General features: G+C 59.9%; 18 protein-coding genes, 1 pseudogene and 1 CRISPR repeat array. Of the genes and pseudogenes, 11 read left to right on the top strand and 8 right to left on the bottom strand.

All coding sequences use genetic code 11. The features are described 5' to 3' along the window. The first annotated feature begins 150 nt into the window (after positions 1 to 150). The 8 genes and pseudogenes from MET49242_RS14785 (at position 151) to cas2 (ending at position 7,087) form a co-directional block, all read left to right on the top strand. Positions 151 to 516: a transposase gene (locus MET49242_RS14785; protein ID WP_036283963.1), complete on the top strand. Its 366-nt coding sequence runs from the start codon at positions 151 to 153 to the stop codon at positions 514 to 516. Positions 517 to 577: 61 nt separating this feature from the next. Continuing rightward, positions 578 to 694, top strand: coding sequence for an IS66 family insertion sequence element accessory protein TnpB (gene tnpB, locus MET49242_RS26645; protein ID WP_371212531.1), 117 nt, complete (start codon positions 578 to 580; stop codon positions 692 to 694). Next, on the top strand, positions 651 to 863 hold the full coding sequence (gene tnpB / locus MET49242_RS26640) for an IS66 family insertion sequence element accessory protein TnpB (RefSeq protein ID WP_371212530.1): 213 nt from the start codon (positions 651 to 653) through the stop codon (positions 861 to 863). Before tnpB (MET49242_RS26645) ends, tnpB (MET49242_RS26640) begins: the two co-directional genes overlap by 44 nt. A gap of 72 nt (positions 864 to 935) precedes the next feature. After that, positions 936 to 1,491, top strand: a pseudogene (locus MET49242_RS14775) (IS66 family transposase zinc-finger binding domain-containing protein); the annotation flags it as partial. A 313-nt stretch (positions 1,492 to 1,804) separates the two neighbouring features. Continuing rightward, entirely contained in the window at positions 1,805 to 2,395 is a 591-nt protein-coding gene (locus tag MET49242_RS24370) for a recombinase family protein (RefSeq protein WP_084679126.1), read from the top strand. A 242-nt stretch (positions 2,396 to 2,637) separates the two neighbouring features. Then, positions 2,638 to 5,880 (top strand): type II CRISPR RNA-guided endonuclease Cas9, encoded by a 3,243-nt coding sequence (gene cas9, locus MET49242_RS14760; RefSeq protein WP_036283956.1) that lies wholly within the window; start codon positions 2,638 to 2,640, stop codon positions 5,878 to 5,880. Beyond that, on the top strand, positions 5,856 to 6,761 hold the full coding sequence (cas1, locus tag MET49242_RS14755; protein ID WP_036283954.1) for a type II CRISPR-associated endonuclease Cas1: 906 nt from the start codon (positions 5,856 to 5,858) through the stop codon (positions 6,759 to 6,761). Before cas9 ends, cas1 begins: the two co-directional genes overlap by 25 nt. A 20-nt stretch (positions 6,762 to 6,781) precedes the next feature. Then, entirely contained in the window at positions 6,782 to 7,087 is a 306-nt protein-coding gene (gene cas2 / locus MET49242_RS14750) for a CRISPR-associated endonuclease Cas2 (RefSeq protein ID WP_244430823.1), read from the top strand. A gap of 57 nt (positions 7,088 to 7,144) precedes the next feature. Then, a CRISPR array of direct repeats spans positions 7,145 to 11,009; the repeat unit is 36 nt; unit sequence AGCCTACCACGGGGAAATCGGTAGGGAAGCCACGGC. A gap of 160 nt (positions 11,010 to 11,169) precedes the next feature. On the opposite strand, the gene MET49242_RS14745 is transcribed toward cas2, so the two are convergent. The 4 genes from MET49242_RS14745 to MET49242_RS23440 form a co-directional block, all read right to left on the bottom strand. Further along, positions 11,170 to 11,517 (bottom strand): DUF3768 domain-containing protein, encoded by a 348-nt coding sequence (locus tag MET49242_RS14745; protein ID WP_036283951.1) that lies wholly within the window; start codon positions 11,515 to 11,517, stop codon positions 11,170 to 11,172. 114 nt (positions 11,518 to 11,631) lie between these two features. Further along, positions 11,632 to 11,973 carry a hypothetical protein gene (locus MET49242_RS14740; RefSeq protein ID WP_036283949.1) on the bottom strand — a complete coding sequence of 114 codons (342 nt, stop codon included), beginning with the start codon at positions 11,971 to 11,973 and terminating at the stop codon, positions 11,632 to 11,634. Between the two features lie 82 nt (positions 11,974 to 12,055). After that, a complete protein-coding gene (locus MET49242_RS14735) occupies positions 12,056 to 12,649 on the bottom strand; it encodes a hypothetical protein (protein WP_036283948.1) in 594 nt (197 codons plus the stop codon). Positions 12,650 to 12,963: 314 nt separating this feature from the next. Continuing rightward, the gene (locus MET49242_RS23440; protein WP_051134224.1) at positions 12,964 to 13,971 is read right to left on the bottom strand and encodes a hypothetical protein; all 1,008 of its coding nucleotides are present in this window, start codon (positions 13,969 to 13,971) and stop codon (positions 12,964 to 12,966) included. Positions 13,972 to 14,399: 428 nt separating this feature from the next. Between MET49242_RS23440 and MET49242_RS25140 the strand changes: the two genes are divergently transcribed. After that, on the top strand, positions 14,400 to 14,831 hold the full coding sequence (locus MET49242_RS25140) for a hypothetical protein (protein WP_144259643.1): 432 nt from the start codon (positions 14,400 to 14,402) through the stop codon (positions 14,829 to 14,831). A 50-nt stretch (positions 14,832 to 14,881) separates the two neighbouring features. On the opposite strand, the gene MET49242_RS14720 is transcribed toward MET49242_RS25140, so the two are convergent. The 4 genes from MET49242_RS14720 to MET49242_RS14705 all read right to left on the bottom strand — a co-directional run bounded on the left by MET49242_RS14720 (position 14,882) and on the right by MET49242_RS14705 (position 18,467). Beyond that, positions 14,882 to 15,706: a hypothetical protein gene (locus MET49242_RS14720; RefSeq protein WP_036283945.1), complete on the bottom strand. Its 825-nt coding sequence runs from the start codon at positions 15,704 to 15,706 to the stop codon at positions 14,882 to 14,884. 2 nt (positions 15,707 to 15,708) lie between these two features. Next, positions 15,709 to 16,179 (bottom strand): nucleoside monophosphate kinase, encoded by a 471-nt coding sequence (locus MET49242_RS26210; RefSeq protein ID WP_084679122.1) that lies wholly within the window; start codon positions 16,177 to 16,179, stop codon positions 15,709 to 15,711. A 91-nt stretch (positions 16,180 to 16,270) separates the two neighbouring features. Next, positions 16,271 to 17,278 carry a hypothetical protein gene (locus MET49242_RS14710; protein WP_144259642.1) on the bottom strand — a complete coding sequence of 336 codons (1,008 nt, stop codon included), beginning with the start codon at positions 17,276 to 17,278 and terminating at the stop codon, positions 16,271 to 16,273. Next, positions 17,271 to 18,467, bottom strand: coding sequence for a site-specific integrase (locus MET49242_RS14705; RefSeq protein ID WP_036283942.1), 1,197 nt, complete (start codon positions 18,465 to 18,467; stop codon positions 17,271 to 17,273). Before MET49242_RS14705 ends, MET49242_RS14710 begins: the two co-directional genes overlap by 8 nt. Positions 18,468 to 18,865: 398 nt before the next feature. Here MET49242_RS14705 and MET49242_RS14700 point away from each other — a divergent pair, with 398 nt between their 5' ends. After that, on the top strand, positions 18,866 to 19,198 hold the full coding sequence (locus tag MET49242_RS14700; RefSeq protein ID WP_144259641.1) for a NepR family anti-sigma factor: 333 nt from the start codon (positions 18,866 to 18,868) through the stop codon (positions 19,196 to 19,198). An 89-nt stretch (positions 19,199 to 19,287) separates the two neighbouring features. After that, positions 19,288 to 20,235, top strand: a complete 948-nt coding sequence (locus MET49242_RS14695) for an IS630 family transposase (RefSeq protein ID WP_036281214.1) — start codon at positions 19,288 to 19,290, stop codon at positions 20,233 to 20,235. The last annotated feature ends 27 nt before the right edge of the window (positions 20,236 to 20,262 follow it).

The raw sequence follows: 20,262 nt of genomic DNA, 5'->3' as shown, positions 1-20,262 counted from the left end.
CTCGGTTGCGAAATGCAGCCGGGAGACTGTCAGGATTTCCGTATTCCTCCGGCGGCGGCCGCCTGGCGTTGATCGCAGTTTTTGAGATAGCTGCCTGGCAGGTGGCACGATGATCGTGTCCACTTCTATTACAAGCGGACACTATCGCCGATGTCCCGCAACGATGACGATCCGCCAGCTCGCCGGCACCGGTCCTTGTCTCTCGATGAGAAGCGGCGGATCGTCGACGAGTGCCTCACGGACGGCGCTTCGATCGCCGAGATCGCGCTACGCTACGACCTCAACACCAACCAGCTCTTCACTTGGCGTCAGCAGTTCGGCGTCGTCCCGACCGCACCGCAGGAACTCGCGCCGACCCTGCCTGTTACGATCACGCCGGACACGACGACAGAATGTTCTCCTCCAGGGCCGACCGCCCAGATGGAGATCGTGCTCGCCGAGGGGGATCGGATCATCGTGTGGTCCGATGTCGAGACAGCAGCGCTGTCGCGGGTCGTGAAGGCGCTGCGGCGATGATCCCGCTGCCGGCGGGCTGCCGGGTCTGGATCGCGACCGGCCACACCGACATGCGGCGCGGATGCAAGGCTTGGCGCTTCAGGTGCAGGAGCAGTTGAAGCGTGACCCGCACGCGGGCGATCTCTACATCTTCCGTGGGCGCCGGCTTGGGCGATCTCGCCAAAATCCTGTGGCATGACGGCGTCGGCCTGTCGCTCTACGCCAAGCGGCTCGACCGCGGAAAGTTCATCTGGCCCTCGGCGAGCGCGGGCGCGGTGTCGGTCTCGGCCGGGCAGATGGCCTATATGCTCGAGGGGATCGACTGGCGGAATCCGCAACTCACCCGGAGGCCGCAAAGCGCCGGGTGAGGCCGAAAAAAGCTGGGGTCGGCTGCATTTTGGGGCGCCACAAACCGCGCGATTTGTGATTCACTTCGCCTCATGGACGCTGTGAACCAAGCCCTTCTCGACGAAAACGCGGTGCTGAAAGCGCAGCTTGCCGTCGCGCTTGCAAAGGCGTCGGAAGACATGGCGCTGATCGCGGCGCAAGAGCTCCAGGTCACCAAATTACAACGGCATATCTACGAGCGGAAGTCGGAGCGCTCGGCGAGGCTGCTCGATCAGTTGTCGCTCGAACTCGAAGAGCTGGAAGCGAACGCGACCGAGGACGAACTCGCGGCGGAGCGCGCAGTCGCTAAAAGCGACGACGATCGCCAGCTTCCAGCGCAAGCGGCCGCAGGAGCGCGACACCTTTCCCGAGCATCTGCCGCGCGAGCGGGTCGTGATCGAAGCTCCGGCGACTAGCGCCTGCTGCGGCAGCGCGCGGTTGCGCAAACTCGGCGAGGATGTGACGCGGACGCTCGAGACGACGCCGCGTCAGTGGAAGATCGTCGAGACCGTGCGGGAAAAGTTCACCTGCCGCGACTGCGAGAAGATCACCCAGGCGCCGGCGCCTTTCCATGTCGTCGCGCGCGGCTGGGCGGGTCCGAGCCTGCTGGTGAGTTCGACCGCGAGATCATCCGGGAGCACACCCAAGCCGCCTTTTCCCGCCGCGTACCAGCGCGGCGGGAAAAGGCGGGCGAAAAAAGGCCCGACGGACTTATGGAACGATAAAAATTCCACGGGCGCGCTACCCGCACACGGAAAAATTCACATTTTGACCACGTTCAAGCTAGCTGACGCAACCTGAGTCATATCAGGGCATACCCTGATGCGACGTCACGCGGGCTCAGCATCGTCATGTAACATCTGGGTTGACAGCGACTATTTGTGACAATGTAGGGTCGGGCCTAAACCCTGAGGTGACAGCCATGGCCCGCATTGGTTACGCCCGCGTCAGCACGATTGATCAGGACCTCGACACCCAGCTAGCCCGGCTCAAAGCTGAAGGTTGCGGCGTCATTCGCTCGGAAAAAGCTTCTGGCGGCAGCCGCGAAGGTCGCGCTGAACTGATGACGATTATTGAATTCCTGCGGCCCGGTGACGAACTGATCGTCACACGCCTTGACCGTCTGGGTCGGGACACTCGCGACGTCCTCAATATTGTCCACGAATGCGACCAACGGCAGGCGTTCGTAACCGTTCTCGACCCACACGTGACCACGCGTGGCGAAACCGGCCGAATTGTCATGACGGTGCTCGGCATGGTGGCGCAGTTGGAACGGCGGTTCATCAAAGAGCGTCAGCGCGAAGGCATTGAAAAGGCCAAAGCTGAAGGCGTCTATCGGGGAGGCAAACGACGCATTGATCGAGTGCAGCTTCTCGCCATGGCCAGCGCCGGCCAAGGAGTCGGCGCTATCGCGAAAGCGCTAGGTTGTTCGCGCATGCACGTATATCGTATTCTGGCGGAACCTGACGCACTCCAGAATGCTTTGGAGAGTAAGTCGAAAGATCGTTGGTGAGGCGAGGACAGAGGCCGAATGGCTAAGTTGAATATTTGAGCTGAGCAAAACCGACACCAAATACTTCGATCAAAACGGAATTTCCCCGCCATGTTGCCATAGCGGGGATGATCCTTCGATAGTTTCTAAAGAAACCACCTTGCCGTGGCTTCCCTTCCGATTTCCCCAAAATATTAAAGCAGCTTGGCGAATCTTCGTCAATCGGTTTTGATGGAGTTCCGACGATTTGAAGGGAGCCATTTATGCGTGTCCTGGGTTTGGACGGCGGCATCGCGTCGATTGGCTGGGCGCTTATCGAAATTTTCGAAGATCACGAGCCTTCGGACGGTCGCATTATCGACACTGGAGCCTGGATGTTCGATGCTCCGGAAGAAAAAAGCCAGACTGGCACAAAACTTAAATCAGAGTTGCGAAGAATCTTTCGCGGCCAGCGCCGGGTTATCAGACGGCGTCGCCAGCGCATGAATGAGGTTCGCCGCATACTGCATCGCCATGGCCTGTTGTCTTCCGACAATCGCGACGCGTTGAAACAGCCGGGGCTCGACCCGTGGAAGATCAGGGCCGAAGGGATTGATCGTCTGCTGAGCCCCATCGAATTTGCAGTTGCTCTTGGACATATCGCGCGCCATCGCGGATTCAAATCGAACTCCAAGGGCGCGAAGACGAGCGATCTGGACGCCGAGAGCTCCAGGATGAAAAAGGCGGTGGGGGAAACGCGCGAAAAGCTCGCCCGCTTCGGCTCGCCGGCGAAATTGCTCGTCGAAGACGAGGGGTTCGTGCTACGTCAAACGAAACTGAAAAGTGGTGCGCTTGAAACCGTGCGCCGTTTCCGCAATCGTGACGGCGACTATTCCCGCTCGCTCTTGCGCGATGATCTCGCGGCTGAAGTCCGTGCGCTTTTTCGCGCACAGGCGAGGCTTCAATCTACCTTCGCGAAGGTGGAACTTGAAGCGGAGTTTACGCAGGCCGCATTCTTCCAGCGTCCCTTGCAAGACAGCGAGAGGCTTGTTGGCCCCTGTCCCTTCGAGCCCGCCGAGAAGCGTTCGCCGAAACGTGGTTATTCTTTCGAGTTGTTCCGCTTTCTGTCGCGACTGAATCATCTGACGTTGCGCGAAGGGAGCGAAGAGCGAACTCTCACCGTGGAAGAACTCAGAACGGCCGCGGCCGATTTCGGCGGAGTCGCCAAATTCACCTTCTCGACGCTCCGAAAAAGGTTGGCGTTACCGGATATTGCGATCTTTGTCGGCATAAAGGCCGACGACGAAAAGAAGCTCGATGTCGTGGCGCGCTCTGGAGAGGCCGCCACAGGAACCGCGCGTTTGCGGCGCGTCGTAATCGACGCGCTCGGCGAACTCGCCTGGGGCGCGCTGATCAGCGCGCCAGAACGGCTCGACAAGATCACCGAGATCATCACCTTCCGCAGCGATCTCGACCGCATTCGCGCCGGTCTGATTGAAGCGGGTTTTGACACGCCGCTCATTGAGGCGATCGTCCGAGCCGCAGCCGACGGAAAGCTCGACGCCTTCACCGGCGTCGGCCATATCTCCGCCAAAGCCGCGCGCAACATCATTCCCGGCCTCATGCGCGGGATGACCTATGACAAGGCTTGCGCGGCCGCAGGCTACGACCACACGGCAAGTCGTGAACGCGACGCCTTCGATGTCGGCATGCACGGCAAGGAAGCGCTGAAGAAAATTCTTCAGGAAGAACGTATCTCCCGAGAACTCGTCGGCAGCCCCTCGGCGCGCAAGGCGCTGATCGAGGCGGTCAAGCAGGTCAAGGCCATCATCGAGAAATACGGCGTCCCCGACCGCATCCATGTCGAACTGGCGCGCGATGTCGGCAAGTCCATTGAAGAGCGGCGCGACATCCATTTCGGCATCGAAAAGCGCAGCCGACAGAAGGACAAGCTGCGTGAACTTTTCGGTAAGGAGGTCGGCCACCTGCCACAGGACGGCGAGCGCGGAAAGGAGGAATTGCTTCGTTTCGAATTGTGGAATGAACAAATGGGGCGCTGCCTCTACACCGACGAATATATAAATCCGAAGCAGCTCGTCGCCTCGGACAATTCGGTCCAGGTGGACCATATTCTACCCTGGAGCCGCTTTGGCGACGACTCCTATCTCAACAAGACACTCTGCACGGCCAAGGCCAATCAGGATAAGAAGGGCCGCACGCCTTACGAATGGTTCAGGGCGGATAAACCCGAAGCCGAGTGGGATGCCTTCGTAGCCCGCGTCGAATCCATTCAATTTATGAAGGGACTGAAGAAACGAAACTACAAGCTCAAGAATGCGGAAGAGGCGGCGGAAAAATTCCGTAGCCGCAATCTCAATGACACGCGCTGGACATGCCGGCTGCTCGCCGAGGCCCTGAAGCAGCTCTACCCGAAGGGCGAAAAGGACAAGGACGGCAAGGAACGGCGGCGCGTCTTCACGCGACCGGGCGCGCTAACCAATCGTCTGCGCCGTGCTTGGAGTTTGCAGCGGAGAAAGAAGAGCGAAAAGGGCGAACGCATCGCGGACGATCGCCATCATGCGCTCGACGCAATCATTGTAGCTGCGACCACCGAGTCCTTGCTTATTCGCGCCACCCGAGAGGTGCAGGACATCGAGCGCAAAGGGCTTCATTACGATCTGACAAAAAACATCACGCAACCATGGCCTGGGTTCGCGGACGAAGCGCTGGATGCGGTCGAAAAAGTCTTCGTCGCACGCGCTGAACGGCGGCGGGCGCGCGGCAAGGCGCATGACGCGACAATCCGCCATATCGCCGTGCGCGACGACGAAGCGAAGGTCTATGAGCGCAAAAAAGTCGGCGATATCAAACTCGGCGATCTAATCCGCGTGAAGGACGCCGAGCGCAACGCGCCCTTGATTGAGAACCTGCGAAAATGGATCGAGGCGGGAAGCCCTAGGGACAATCCGCCGCTCTCGCCGAAGGGCGATCCGGTTTCGAAGGTGCGGCTCGTCACCAAGAACAAGGTCAACATCACACTCGACACCGGCAATCCCGAGCGCTTGGCAACTGTCGATCGTGGCGAGATGGCGCGGGTGGATGTTTTCCGCAAGGCTAACAGGAAGGGGAAATACGAATATTATCTTGTACCGATTTATCCGCATGAAATTGCGACGATGGAAACGCCGCCGATGCGGGCGGTGCAGGGCGGCGGCGACGATGATAAATGGCCGGAGATCGATTCGACGTTCGAATTCCTGTGGTCGATTAACCAGCTATCTCTACTTGAACTTACAAAGCCGGATGGCGAAGTCATACGATCATACTTCCGCAGCCTCGATCGCAATACCGGAGCGCTTACGGTTTCGGGCATTGCAAACTCGACAGCGACAAGGAAAGGGATAGGAACAAGGACGCTCATCGACTTCAAGAAGCTTCATGTCGATCGCCTCGGTCAAATTTTCGAAGTAGAGCGTGAGTTGCGTACTTGGCGTGGTGAAACATGGCGTGGAAAGGATTGCATCTGAGCCGACCGGCGCGGCTCGCTATCGCCGATAATCAAATTGTCGTGGCGCAGGACGACGGCGAGGTGCGCGTGGCGCTGGAAGACGTCGCCTATGTGGTGCTCGACGCGCCCCACGCCACGCTCACCTCCACCTTGCTCTCCGCCTGCATGGACGCGGGCGTCGTCATCGTCAGCGTCGATCAACGCCATACGCCGAACGGGGTGACGCTGCCCTTTCATTCTCACCACCGTCAGGCGGGGGTCGCCGCAATGCAAATCGCGCTCGGCGAGCCCTTCAAGAAACGCTGCTGGCAGCGCATCATCGTCGCCAAGATCGAGAATCAGGCGGCGCATCTCGAAAGTCTCGGCCGCGACGCGCAGGCGTTGCGCGCCATGGCCAAGCTCGTCGGCTCCGGCGACCCCGACAATGTCGAGGCGCGCGCTGCTCGCAACTATTGGCGCGCGCTTTATGAGGATTTCACGCGCGACGATGCTCGCGACTTGCGCAACAAGATGATGAATTACGGCTATGCCGTCGCGCGCGCGGGCGTCGCGCGCGCGCTCGTGGCCTTCGGCCTGTTGCCGGCCTTCGGGGTGCATCACGCGAGCGTGACGAACGCCTTCAATCTCGTCGACGACATTCTTGAGCCTTTCCGCCCCTTCGTCGACGCACGCGCATCGCTGCGTGCGAAAGACCGTGAAAAGAACAGCGAACTGACGATCGAGGATCGCCGCGCCATGGCGGGTGTTCTGCTCGCCGATGCGGTTGTCGGAAGGGAAACGGTGAGCCTGCTTGTCGCGAGCGAAAAGGCGGCGGAGAGTCTCGTTCGGGCGATGGAAGGATCGAGTGCGGCGTTGCTCCGCCTGCCCGCCTTCTTGGCGAAAAAGGGGTTGCCGCCATGAAAACCGGGGAGGTCCGATATATGTGGCTCTTCGTTTTCTTCGATCTGCCGGTCGGCACGAAAGTCGAGCGGCGCAACGCCACGCGGTTTCGCAATTTCCTGAAGGACGACGGCTTCCTGATGCTGCAGCTTTCCGTTTATGCACGTGTCATGCGCGGCGAAGAAGCTGTGGAAAAGCACCTCGCCAGGGTCACGAAGAACCTTCCGCCCAAGGGGAGCGTGCGTACTTTGAGCGTCACCGAGCGCCAATACGCCCGCATGAAGCTCCTGATCGGCGAATCGACAAAAAATGAAAAAGCCGCGCCGCAACAACTCGTCCTGCTGTGATTTCCGTCCCGGCAAGAGGCGAAAATCATCCGCATTTCAGGTGCTTGTGCGCGAGCTAGCCTACCACGGGGAAATCGGTAGGGAAGCCACGGCAGAGGTTCAGGGCGTGCGCGCGTTCGGCTCAGCCTACCACGGGGAAATCGGTAGGGAAGCCACGGCACGATGGATGACGAAGATGCGATCGCTGCGAGCCTACCACGGGGAAATCGGTAGGGAAGCCACGGCTGTCCATCGCTTGTTTCGTGTCGGCGGCGAAGCCTACCACGGGGAAATCGGTAGGGAAGCCACGGCGTCAACGTAGGAATATGATTTTTAGAACGAAGCCTACCACGGGGAAATCGGTAGGGAAGCCACGGCGTTTCCAATGCGCAGCCGGCGGCGGCGGATAGCCTACCACGGGGAAATCGGTAGGGAAGCCACGGCGAGTCTCTGCATCGTTTTGACCGAAGTCCGAGCCTACCACGGGGAAATCGGTAGGGAAGCCACGGCCCCCAGCGGCGCGGATGGCGGCGGCGATGGAGCCTACCACGGGGAAATCGGTAGGGAAGCCACGGCCAGCCGGGCTCCCACCTGATGATTTCACCCAGCCTACCACGGGGAAATCGGTAGGGAAGCCACGGCAGGAGCTGCTGCAGGAGGACTGAGCATGCTAGCCTACCACGGGGAAATCGGTAGGGAAGCCACGGCCAGGGCGAGCGCGGCGAGAAGGGCGACCCCAGCCTACCACGGGGAAATCGGTAGGGAAGCCACGGCAAAAGGTCCGCGCGATGAAGCGCCGGCTGGAGCCTACCACGGGGAAATCGGTAGGGAAGCCACGGCACCGTTTTCGCGTGGCGCCGTTATCGCGCCAGCCTACCACGGGGAAATCGGTAGGGAAGCCACGGCCACCACTGCCGAAGCGCTCCCCCACGACGAAGCCTACCACGGGGAAATCGGTAGGGAAGCCACGGCCGCCTCGGGCGCAGGCGTTTTCGGAGGACGAGCCTACCACGGGGAAATCGGTAGGGAAGCCACGGCCTCTCGTCATGATGGAGACGAAACACCTTGAGCCTACCACGGGGAAATCGGTAGGGAAGCCACGGCCACGTCATCCGATCAGGCGCGTCTCGCGCGAGCCTACCACGGGGAAATCGGTAGGGAAGCCACGGCGTGCGCCGAGAACGCGAAAAACAAGAATGTAGCCTACCACGGGGAAATCGGTAGGGAAGCCACGGCCATAGTGGTCAGTCCATGCCGAGCGCGGCGAGCCTACCACGGGGAAATCGGTAGGGAAGCCACGGCACGATCGAGGATCGAAATGCGCCGCTCCCGAGCCTACCACGGGGAAATCGGTAGGGAAGCCACGGCCCGCGAGGGCCGCCGCGTGGGCCGCCGCGAAGCCTACCACGGGGAAATCGGTAGGGAAGCCACGGCCCACCTGGTATCGGCTCATGCAGCGGCTCGAGCCTACCACGGGGAAATCGGTAGGGAAGCCACGGCCAGCATGGCCAGGTCGCCAAGCCCGCCGAAAGCCTACCACGGGGAAATCGGTAGGGAAGCCACGGCCTGTCCATTGCCTGCTTTGTGTCGGCGGCGAAGCCTACCACGGGGAAATCGGTAGGGAAGCCACGGCCTGATCTGCGCGCCCCATTTCTATGCCTGTAGCCTACCACGGGGAAATCGGTAGGGAAGCCACGGCAAAAGGTCCGCGCGATGAAGCGCCGGCTGGAGCCTACCACGGGGAAATCGGTAGGGAAGCCACGGCAAAGGTCATGAACCTTTCCGACGCTGTGGAAGCCTACCACGGGGAAATCGGTAGGGAAGCCACGGCGACGCGGCGAGCGAGGTCTTGCCGATGCCTAGCCTACCACGGGGAAATCGGTAGGGAAGCCACGGCACTCCCGCGCGACGCATCCGGCCGTTGCAAAGCCTACCACGGGGAAATCGGTAGGGAAGCCACGGCGCTCGAGCACGTCGCCTTGAAGGCCGGTCTAGCCTACCACGGGGAAATCGGTAGGGAAGCCACGGCAAGTCAATGCTCGACCCGTTCCAGACCGGAAGCCTACCACGGGGAAATCGGTAGGGAAGCCACGGCAAGCCCGATGATCGTGCCGGCGGCAAGGACAGCCTACCACGGGGAAATCGGTAGGGAAGCCACGGCCAAGACGCGCTCCGGTGACACGCCCCGCACAGCCTACCACGGGGAAATCGGTAGGGAAGCCACGGCAACCATGGACCGGCGAGTGCTTTCGCCGACAGCCTACCACGGGGAAATCGGTAGGGAAGCCACGGCTTCCTTGGCCGCGTCCTCGAAACTTCCGTCAGCCTACCACGGGGAAATCGGTAGGGAAGCCACGGCCCTGACTTCGACGCTAACGGTCAAATTGATAGCCTACCACGGGGAAATCGGTAGGGAAGCCACGGCTGAAAAGTGCGATGATATCGCCGCAGTGCGAGCCTACCACGGGGAAATCGGTAGGGAAGCCACGGCTCGTTGACGGCTGCATGGCGTGGTGCTGCGAGCCTACCACGGGGAAATCGGTAGGGAAGCCACGGCGCCAGACGGCGACCTGTCTCACAACGAAGCAGCCTACCACGGGGAAATCGGTAGGGAAGCCACGGCTTCCTTGGCCGCGTCCTCGAAACTTCCGTCAGCCTACCACGGGGAAATCGGTAGGGAAGCCACGGCAGCGGCGATAATGTCGCGCACGGCGGCCGGAGCCTACCACGGGGAAATCGGTAGGGAAGCCACGGCCTTGTTGCCCTTGTCGTCGCCACGCGCGCAAGCCTACCACGGGGAAATCGGTAGGGAAGCCACGGCAGTTTCGACGTGCTCGACTTCGGCTCCATGAGCCTACCACGGGGAAATCGGTAGGGAAGCCACGGCACTTGAACCCGTCGCCATCGACGAACGGGGAGCCTACCACGGGGAAATCGGTAGGGAAGCCACGGCCTCGCCGCCTCTTTGAAGGGCGCGGCGAACAGCCTACCACGGGGAAATCGGTAGGGAAGCCACGGCTCTTTTCCGAGTCTCTGGTCCGGCCGATGTAGCCTACCACGGGGAAATCGGTAGGGAAGCCACGGCGCTATCGGCGATGTGTCCGTCGAACCTTCGAGCCTACCACGGGGAAATCGGTAGGGAAGCCACGGCAAGTTCCTTGAGGGCCTCGTCTTTTCCAGCAGCCTACCACGGGGAAATCGGTAGGGAAGCCACGGCGCTCACGGCGGACGCTGGCGCCGCGGTCGGAGCCTACCACGGGGAAATCGGTAGGGAAGCCACGGCGCGGCCTCGCTCTCACTGCGATGTCAGCAAAGCCTACCACGGGGAAATCGGTAGGGAAGCCACGGCCTCAACGACGGTCAGCATCGTCTTCATGCGAGCCTACCACGGGGAAATCGGTAGGGAAGCCACGGCCCCCATACGGTGAACCGCCTAACCACGTTGAGCCTACCACGGGGAAATCGGTAGGGAAGCCACGGCATTGTTGATGGCGTTGACCATGTTCTGCCAAGCCTACCACGGGGAAATCGGTAGGGAAGCCACGGCGGCGATCGCGAAGGGTCCGGAGACCGCGGCAGCCTACCACGGGGAAATCGGTAGGGAAGCCACGGCTGCGCCGTCCGGGTATGGTGCAATGGGTTGAGCCTACCACGGGGAAATCGGTAGGGAAGCCACGGCAGGAACGCGCACACCCGATCTGCCGCAGGTAGCCTACCACGGGGAAATCAGTAGGGAAGCCACGGCTGGCATAGGCCGTCGCGCTCGTGCATGTCTAGCCTACCACGGGGAAATCGGTAGGGAAGCCACGGCCTTACCTCCAGTGGCTGTCGCTGTTCGCCAAGCCTACCACGGGGAAATCGGTAGGGAAGCCACGGCTGGACCCGCCAAGCTCCAGCGGGGAAAGCCAGCCTACCACGGGGAAATCGGTAGGGAAGCCACGCAGGGGAATCGGGTGAAGGATTAAGCGGCGATCAGGCTTGCGAGAAAGTCGTCATCCCATGCGGCGGTCACGCCAAACCGCTCCTTCACGCGCTCGACGCCGCCTCATGCCTCTACGCCGAACCAACAGGCAGCCCCTGTGAGGAGCTGTCCATCGCGCAGATCAATATTCGTCCGCAAACATGATGGTGAGGACACGAACGGTCTGCGCAGGGTCGGCGGGATTCTCCGAGCCGCCCACCATGTCGAGCGAATAGTAGTCGATTTTCCAGAAGAGGTTTCGACGGTTGTGCTCGAACGCCCCAAAATCGTGCTCGCCGTACGGGTCATTCTCGGGCGTGAAGGCATTGAAGCTCATCACCTTGCGCATGATCGCAGCTTGGTCGCCCAAAGGCAGGCTGGCGACGCCTGCGGTCATCATGAATTTGCCAGCAACGCTCCCTTGGCGCCTGAAGGCGTCGTTGAGGTGGCGAATGCGATCGGTCTGGTCTTCATAGGTTTGGGTCGGCATGGGGGCTCCTCGGTCGCTCCGCATGCGCAAGCCGAGCAACGCTGCCTGTGTTGGGGTTTGGCGAGATTTGCGGGACAACGCCAGCCCTCGGCGCGACAAGCGCGCGGCCGATCGTCACCGGCCGATTTGGGTGATTTCGACCCGGAACGTTTTTTCATCATCCGAGCGCGTCACCATGTAACGAACCGGGAGGGTGAAGGCGGTCTGGCTGGATGAGCCGATGCTGCATTGGCACAATGATCGGTTTCCGGTTTCATTCACGGTCGTGATCTCGCGCGCCTTGAATCCGGTCCCGAACATTTCGGCGGTGAAAGGAAGGGCGCGAAGGCCGCTTTCGATTTGCGCGATAACGGCTGGATGGCCACAACCGACTTTCGCGCCGCCGCGCGTCGCGATCAGAAAGATCAGCAGCAGGAGCGCCGCAAAACCGAACAAGATTTTCTTGGCGATGCCCATCTCAGGTCCCCTCGGTCAAAACGTTGTCAGTGAATTTCTGGGAGCGAGGCCCGGCCGTCAGCGAAACGCCCGGGCCCTTCGCTCATGCGGGGTCGTGCGGCAGCAACCCGACTTGCGAAATTTTCCGCGCGAACAGCGGTTCGTCGGGCCAGGACCACCACTGCAGTTTCAGCAGGTCGCCATGAACCTCGATGACGACCGCCTCGTACCAGCCCTCGTTCGGGCCGGTGGTGGCGAGCACGAGGCTACCCGCCCCGATATCGCCCCAGCCTTTGGCAGGCGTTGCCTCGGCCGTATCGGGCGGCTGGTCGCCGCCCCCGGCCCCCGAATGGCCGTCAAGCGGGCTTGCCGTGGCCATACGGGCGGGCTTGGGGCTTTTGGCTGGTAAGCCGGCGGCGGCGACGATCGACGCATACAGGCTGGCCTTGACGAAGGGCACGAAAGCCCGGCCGCTGGCGAACACCTTGCCCCGGGGCAGCTTGGCCGCAAGCGCCTTTAACTCGGCCGTTTCGAGCTTCACCACCCGCATGCCCATCAGCCCCGCCGCCTTGCTGGCCAATTTTGCGTCGGCTTTGTCGAAGATTGAGGCGTGCGGCTTGCGGGTGTCGTCCAGCCCCATGACCACGAGTACGGGCTCACCATTGTCTTGGGCTGAGTGTTTTGGCTTGGCGCTCATCGTGACCCCCCAGAAACGACGAAGGGGGCCAGAGGCCCCCGTTTCGGTTGAATGATCGATGGCGCGTGTGGTGGCCGCAGCGGCGGCCGACAAGGGTTTGTCATGAGTTTTCCCAAAAGCTGAGCCGTGGCCACAATGGCCCGGCACGGCCATTATATAGGACTATTTTCCTATTGTCAAGATCAAGGCTTAAGGCGATCTTCGCCGCCCCGCCATCGTCTGAAACCGGCGCAATGTCGGCGAGCAAAACGGCCGGGAAACTGGACAGCTCTTTGCGCTGTCCGGCGTCAACAGCCCGCGCCTTTCGGTCGGGCCTAATCGCGAGCGTCCTTGAGCGGCACGCGATCGCAATTGGCAAAGGAGGGACAATGAGTGTTTTCGCAGCGACGACGGTCGTCGATCCGGTTGCCGTTGCAGATGTCCCAACCCCAGGCTGCGCAGAAGCCCCAAAGCGCGTGCTGGACGAAGCGCGGGAAGATCGCGGGATTTGCAGGGTTGAATTCGCGGGTGTCGATGCGCTGCGCCAAGCCCATGATAATCTCGGCGCAGCCGTTCGGCGCATAGCAGCCGGGACCGTAAGCGTGTTCGGCGTTGAACCGCCGCAGAACGCCTGCCCTGTGCAGGAAATTGTGAACGAGGGTGTCGATGGCGATCATGTTTGCGCCGGTCGTCATCCATCGTTCCCGCTCAGGGTCGCCCGCGAGGAGAAGGTCGGCCAGCATCATGTTCCATAGCTTCGGGCCGACGCCGTCGATATGGCGCAGCGGATCGAGGAGAGAGGCTTGCATGAGCGCGGCGCGCCCTGAAACGCCGACGCCGGGGTCGGCAGCCGCCAGCCTTTCGTCAATCCAGCCGACAAAATCGCCGTCGCAAACGTCCCGCATGAAAAGGAACAGGCTGTAGGCGGCGACGTTCAGCGCGCCTTTCCGCAATGGATGTTTGGGAAGCGGGCAAAACGGCAGGAGGCCAGGCTCGGCGCAGGTTCCCGCCCCCTTCCGATAGCCGCAAGAGCCGAAGGCCCAGTAGCAGCGCAGTCGCGGACAGATCGGGACGTGGCGAAGCGCCCTTTCGACGCCGGCAAATCGAACGCCGCCATGCCGGGCGTCGAAGCCGAAAGCAACCGCGTCGGTGATCCCTTGGAGCGAGATCAGCCTCGTCAGCCAATCGAAAATCGGCCGGCTATCGCGCTGCTTCACCGCGTGCTGAACGCCCGCTTCGCGCAGACCGGCCCCGATTTCGTCGAGATAACTGCGTGGCGCCAGTAACACCGCGGGGCGCGTGACGTGAAGGACGAACCTCCAATCAGGATTGAAGCGTCGCATTCAATTTCGCCTTTCGAGCACGCTCGTAGCATCGCCCGAATAGCAGGGGTCAAGGGTGTCGCGGATCGACGTCAAACCGTGAGCCGTAAATACCAATTGTAGTCGTAGCTAACCGGCAGGCAGTGGATGCGCCTCGCATGTCGAAGCTACCTCATCGGCACTAACCAATACGGGGACCGTGAAATTCGGGACTCGTAGTTGGACCCCCATGCCCGAAAGGTGATTGAACGATGGTAGACCAACATACAACAGTCAAATCGACCAGCCATACCCATAGATACGATCACGCGAACAGTTGGGCGTCGGCAGCAGGTAGACGGGAAATTGTGACTCACTGGGGTCGCTATATCGAGAACCAAGTAAATGATGGCTGGACGCCGTACTTGCTCACTTTCCAATATCGGCAGATAGGAGGCTCTCGTCGGCGAATGATCGATGAAATGAGCAAAGAGGTAGAGCGGGTTTATGCGACCTTGCTCACACGCGTAGTTCGGAGACCTGCTTCGCCCCACAGCTTAGGCAAGCACCCGGTTTGGATCGTCTGCCCAGATTACCCGGTTTGGAAACGGGAAAAACAGCTCGTAAGGGATGTCACGGTGAACGACGGAATCCATTTTCAGGGCATCGGTCTGATGCCGCCGAAATCAAGGCTCGCGCAGCCTCTGGACGAGCATTTTGATGAAAACGCGGCTTTCTACGTCCGGGGAAAACTCCCCCTTATCCGGGCACACGCCAAGCCGATAACTGAAAGTATCGGGCGCGCGACCGATTACACAATGAAGGCTTTCAAGACCGGTCGCGTTTCGCATGACGAAATGCTAATCCTTCCGCGGGCGCTCAGCGAAATCGTCCGCAGATAGGACAGGATCGCGAGGCAGCTATCTAAAGCTGCCTCGCGATACGCGCCAGGTTATTTTATGGCCGCCCCCCTACTGACTTTTAGAACCGCTATCTTCAAACCCCGCTCCGTTCGCCCAAGGATTTTGATCTTGAGCAAGGGTTGAGATCCGATCGGCAAGCTCAGCAATCTTTCCCCTTCTCCCTCCAATGTCGCTTTTAGCGTTATGCCAATCCCGCCCTGGCGGAGAGGCCCTTTTAGAACCACTGCGTTATCTGCTGTTGCCTTCGACACTGTTGGCATATGTGTTGCAGGCAACGTCGGAATATTTTCGCTGCGTCTGGAACTCTTCTCCTTCGCGTTCCTACGGGCAAGTGCTTCAATACCTCCAGCCCGCTTGATAGCCTTGGGAATGTCTGCAGGTCCCACGCCCATTTTCATTAGGGGGCCGACCGCGCAGTACCACTTGCTGGCTCGTTTTTTTTCCTTCGACATCCATAGCAAGACGAAGCGCAGCGCTTGGCTAGGCTTTTTCGGGTCGGGCTTTCTGTTTCGAGATTTCCACATGTTAGCGTTACAGAATTTGCGCCAGTGCCATATATGTTTCTCCAGGAAGCACGCGACCGCGCACCCCCGAGCGATGGCTGACCTAATAGCGCGACGATGGCCTTCCTCGCTCTTTTTGACGTCGCGCCTCAGGTCGTCCAGCACCGCAAAAAAATCGGTTTTTAGCGTGCTCGCGTTCGGTAGTATTCTCTCTGACGCGGGCGTAACGATGGCCTGCGCCGGCGTGCCCTTTTTCGCTTTACGCGATTTTCGGGTGGCGACGGGCTTTTGAACGCCGCACTTCGCCGACTGCTCGGGGGCTTTCTTCTTTTGGGCTTGCAACCTGCTCATGCTCAGCCCTCCCCACCACTGATTTTCTCGATCAGCGCTCGGATATCCTCGACCGACCAAACGGTGGTCCTGGGCCCAAGCTTTAGCGGTTTGGGGAACCTTCCCTCCTTCACCCCAGCCCACCAAGTCGACCGGCTCACCGGGATCGGGCCTTTCGGCGCCAGGATAGAAGAGAGTCGCACGAAACCTGTCCTTAGGAAAACGTCCCACTCGGCGCACCGCGCCGTTATGGACGCCGTTTGCTTGCGATAGGTATCGAGGCGCGTCGTGAAGTTTTCGCGATTATCGTCTGTGCTGACCGGTTGACCGACCGCAAATATTTCACGCTTACGCACCCGGTCGACGAGAGCATCTTCAGCCTCGGCGAGTTTCACGACCGCATCCCGGCTGATGCCCTTCTTAGTCAGCGACTCCGGGAGAGCCTCCGCTTGGGCGCTCGTGTGAGGGAAGCCGTCGAGAGTTTGTTTTTCCATATGGTTGCCTCCGTTTTGAGATCGGAGACATCTTGACAAACTGGGGACGTGACTTGGCCGATTTCGGAAAGCACGATCCGAAATCGGCTATTCAGCGCTCGGGAGGAGAAGAATATTCCAGATCTACAACTGCGTTGTTCAACCAATTTTTTGCTGTATCTTCGCTCAGCTTCAAGTTGTGCTCTTCAGCATAGCTTGCTATCTGTTTTGCAGCGGAATTGCGTCTATCTGTTCGGAACTCGAATCTTCCAATCGCCATTGCCAATATCATGCGCAACAACGTGAATTTCTCTTTGGTTGAAACATCAGATTTTATTTGTCTTAACGCAAACTCGTGTCGTTGCTTCATGATTCTGTTTTGGCTCTCCAGAGATCGTATTTTGTCCCGAAGCTTTACGTAGTTCGGGTCACTGTTGCGTTTCGAGGGCCGAACATGTTTTACCAACTCGGAAGGGCATGACATTCCAACTTCCTTCGCCCACTTAAGAAATACTGCAGGTGACAATGGCTCATCGAGATGCCCCGCGGCAATTGCGCGAGTCACACGTTGTTTGCGCTGCTCATACTCATTTGCAAAGGGTGAATATGCCTTCCCGAGACGCTTAAGCGAGCGCGCATTCACGATACGCGGCTCTTTCCCAAGGGACAGGGCGACGGCTTCCTCAGCGCTCCAGGCCGCATAAACGGCCCAGGAATCGAACTTCGGATCAGCCTTAGGCTCGTTGAAAAAGCGCCACTTATCTTGCTGTGAGCCAAGCGCTTCGCGGCGCGCCTGCTCGGCCAGTTTCTCTTGCCTATACAGCTGGATTAACTCGTTGTCAGCGAGCGACACTAGTTCTGTCCGATAAGCGATCATTTCCACAATAAGTCGGCGAACGACTGCTATGCGATCGTCGGCCTGAACTTCATTTTCCTCTATAAAGTGCTCAACTTCGGTGCGGAACATGTCACAAAATTCTCGAATAGATTCATCAGTGAATTGCGCAATATCCGAGCAGCCTTGTGCGCGGGAAATTGAATTAAAAAATAGGTGCATCTGATGTCGATAATAGGGGTACTTCAATTTGACTAGGTAGGTAACCTGGTCTGGCTTAGCCATTTTTTGTTCCTATATCGCTCGTGCAGTGCTGCCCCCATAGTTTCAACAGCTCCCGTCTTTTTTCAACTAGGTCTGTTCGACGGTAGGCGGCCTCCACCTTATTTTCGACCGCGTGAGCGAGTGACGCCTCTGCAACCTCCCTGGGAAAGCTCGTACATTCAGCAGCCCAGTCGCGGAACGAAGAGCGAAAACCATGGGCAGTTGTCTTCAATTTCAAGCGCCTTAGGGCCATGAGAAAGACCATATTTGATAACGGGCGCTCTGAGCTTCTGCCTGGGAAAACGAAAGGGCTCCCGGCGCTTGCGGCTTTTGCCTGCTCGAGAATTACGAGGCATTGGTCCGTCAAAGGGACTCTGTGGGCGCGGCCGGCTTTCATCCTCTCAGCGGGAACAGCCCATAACCTATTCGTCACGTCGAATTCCGACCACCGGGCCCCAAGAACTTCGTTCGTTCGAGAAGCCGTCAGGATCAGGAATTCAAACGCGAGCCGAGCACTTTCACTGATGCCTGGGTCCGAGCGCAAGCGAGCCAGAAAAGATGGCACCTCAGCGTAGGCAAGCGCGGCATAATGTTCGCCTCGGTCCGTCTGCCTAGGCAAACCTTTGGTTATACCTTCAACCGGGTTATCGCCCGTGCGAAAGCCCGCCGCCTTGGCCCAATTCAGGACGGTACCAATCCTCTGGCGGACACGACGGGCGGTTTCTGGCTTGGTCAGCCAGATCGGGGCGAGAACTTGTAGCACATGGGGGCTGTCTATCTGGTGGACTGGCATCTGCCCAAGGATCGGAAAAGCATATTGGCTCAGCGTGTTCATCCACTGGGCTGCATGCTTGCTGTTTCTCCAGCTAGGCTTATGTTCTTCAAAGACGCGCTGAGCGGCTTCGTCAAAGGTCGGGATGGTGATTGCAGTTCGCCGCTTTTCGGCTAGGGGGTCTCCGCCCTGCCGCGCAAGCTTGCGGTAGCTGAGCGCCTTTTCTCGCGCCTCAGCGAGCGAAACGAGGGCGACCCCACCAAGCCCAATGTCACGACGCCGCCCTTGAATGACAGTTCGCAGCAGCCAGCGTTTAGCTCCAGAAGGGTCGACGACAAGATAGAGGCCATTGCCGTCGGCATATCGGCCCGGTTCTTTCAGGGCCCTCACTTGGATCGCCGTCAGCGCCTTCTCAGGATGCTTCCCTCGCTTCGGCATACCGTCCGCCCAATTTGTCTGCCCCACATTTTCACCCACATATTATTCGAGCTTGGATGGGAGGGCAACGGACCGAGCTGGACCACAACAAAGACAAAAGTAGCTTTAAATCAGTGTATTATTGGATAATACCGGACAGGATCGGACTTCAACTCGGCGGACGCCCCCTCCGCCATAATCAGACTGCAGCAGACTGAAATTGCGCGATTTTTGCCGGGCGTTTTAGGTTGTGCCCTATCTCCCGCGCAACGCCCCACCGGGCGAGCGAACCGGCGCGCAGGCGAAACGCGGCCGCGCCGGCTTTACGGTAAATTAATCCTTTTCCTTTCTGCTCGAATTCGCGTGAGCATTCCGATTCCGGTGTGTGGGAACGCCGATGCGCGAGACTCGAGGCGCAGATGAGAGAAAGCCCCAACAATAGCCCCTCCGAATCCGGCCGCGCCGCCGCCTCGGGCCGGGGAACGTCCATGCCGGCGGGGAAGACAAACTCCCGCCTGAAATATGACGATCTGGCCGGCTCTTCCATGCTGAGGCGGTCGGGGAAAGCGGCGGCCAATCAGCCGTCGCGAGGCGACCCGGGAACGAAGCTTCTGTCCGCGCGTCGCCGGGGCGGGGTCGAGCAGATTCTCGGAAAGCAATTGCGAGACCTGTATCGATCCGTCCTCGCCGAGCCGGTCCCCGCAAGATTTGTCGAGCTGTTGAACAATCTCGAGGCGCGGCGCAATCACTAGAGCATTTCCCTGTATTTCTGAATCGGGAGGGATTCCTGTTTTAGCAGGAGTGTGATTCAAGATGCTGGCTGGGCGGAGGCCAGCATCCAATGGTTCGACCTCTCTCCAATGATCTTCGAGAGCGTGTGGTTGCGTCGGTTTTGGCTGGCGAGAGTTGCCGCGCCGTGGCTTTGCGCTTTGGCGTGGCCGTGTCATCGGTCGTGAAGTGGTCGCAGCGCCAGCGCGAGACGGGCTCGGTCGCGCCGGCGAAAATGGGCGGCTATCGCAAGCGCGTGCTGGAGCCGCATCGCGCTTTCATTGTCGAGCGTCTGGCGCAGACGCCGCATTTGACGTTGCATGGCCTCAAGGACGAGCTGCTGGCGCGCGGGGTCAAGGTTTCGCACAACGCCATTTGGATGTTCCTGCGCCGCGAGGGGCTGCGGTTCAAAAAAACGCTGCTGGCGCTCGAACAAGGCCGCGCTGACATTGCGCGACGGCGCAAGCGCTGGCAATCGCTGCAAGCGCGCCTCGATCCCAGGCGGCTGGTCTTCATCGACGAGACCTGGATCAAGACGAACATGACGCCGCTGCGCGGCTGGGGCCCCAAGGGCAAGCGCTTGCGCGGCCTCGCGCCGCACGGCCATTGGCGCACGTTGACCTTTCTCGGCGCGCTGCGCTGCGATCGTCTCGACGCGCCCTGCGTCTTCGACGGGCCAATCAACGGCGCGTGTTTCCGCGCCTATGTCGAACAACAACTCGTCCCCGCGCTTAAGCAGGGCGATATTGTCATTATGGACAATCTCGGCAGTCACAAGGGCGAGGCGGTGCGACGCGCGATCCGCGCCGCCGGAGCCAGACTGTGGTTTCTGCCGCCCTATTCGCCCGACCTCAATCCAATCGAACAGACCTTTTCCAAGCTCAAACACTGGATGCGACAGGCGCAGCAGCGAACCATCGATGAAACCTGGCGACAGATCGGACGCCTCGCAAAAGACATCCAACCACAAGAATGCAGCAACTACTTCACAAACGCAGGATACGCTTCCGTCAAAATATGAAACGCTCTAGCTTTCGTCTCTCCGGCG

Source organism: Methylocystis sp. ATCC 49242 (genome assembly GCF_000188155.2).
In the GTDB taxonomy this organism is placed as follows: Bacteria; Pseudomonadota; Alphaproteobacteria; order Rhizobiales; family Beijerinckiaceae; genus Methylocystis.
Note: the sequence above shows the minus strand (reverse complement) of the source record. Positions and strands in the feature narration are given on the sequence as shown.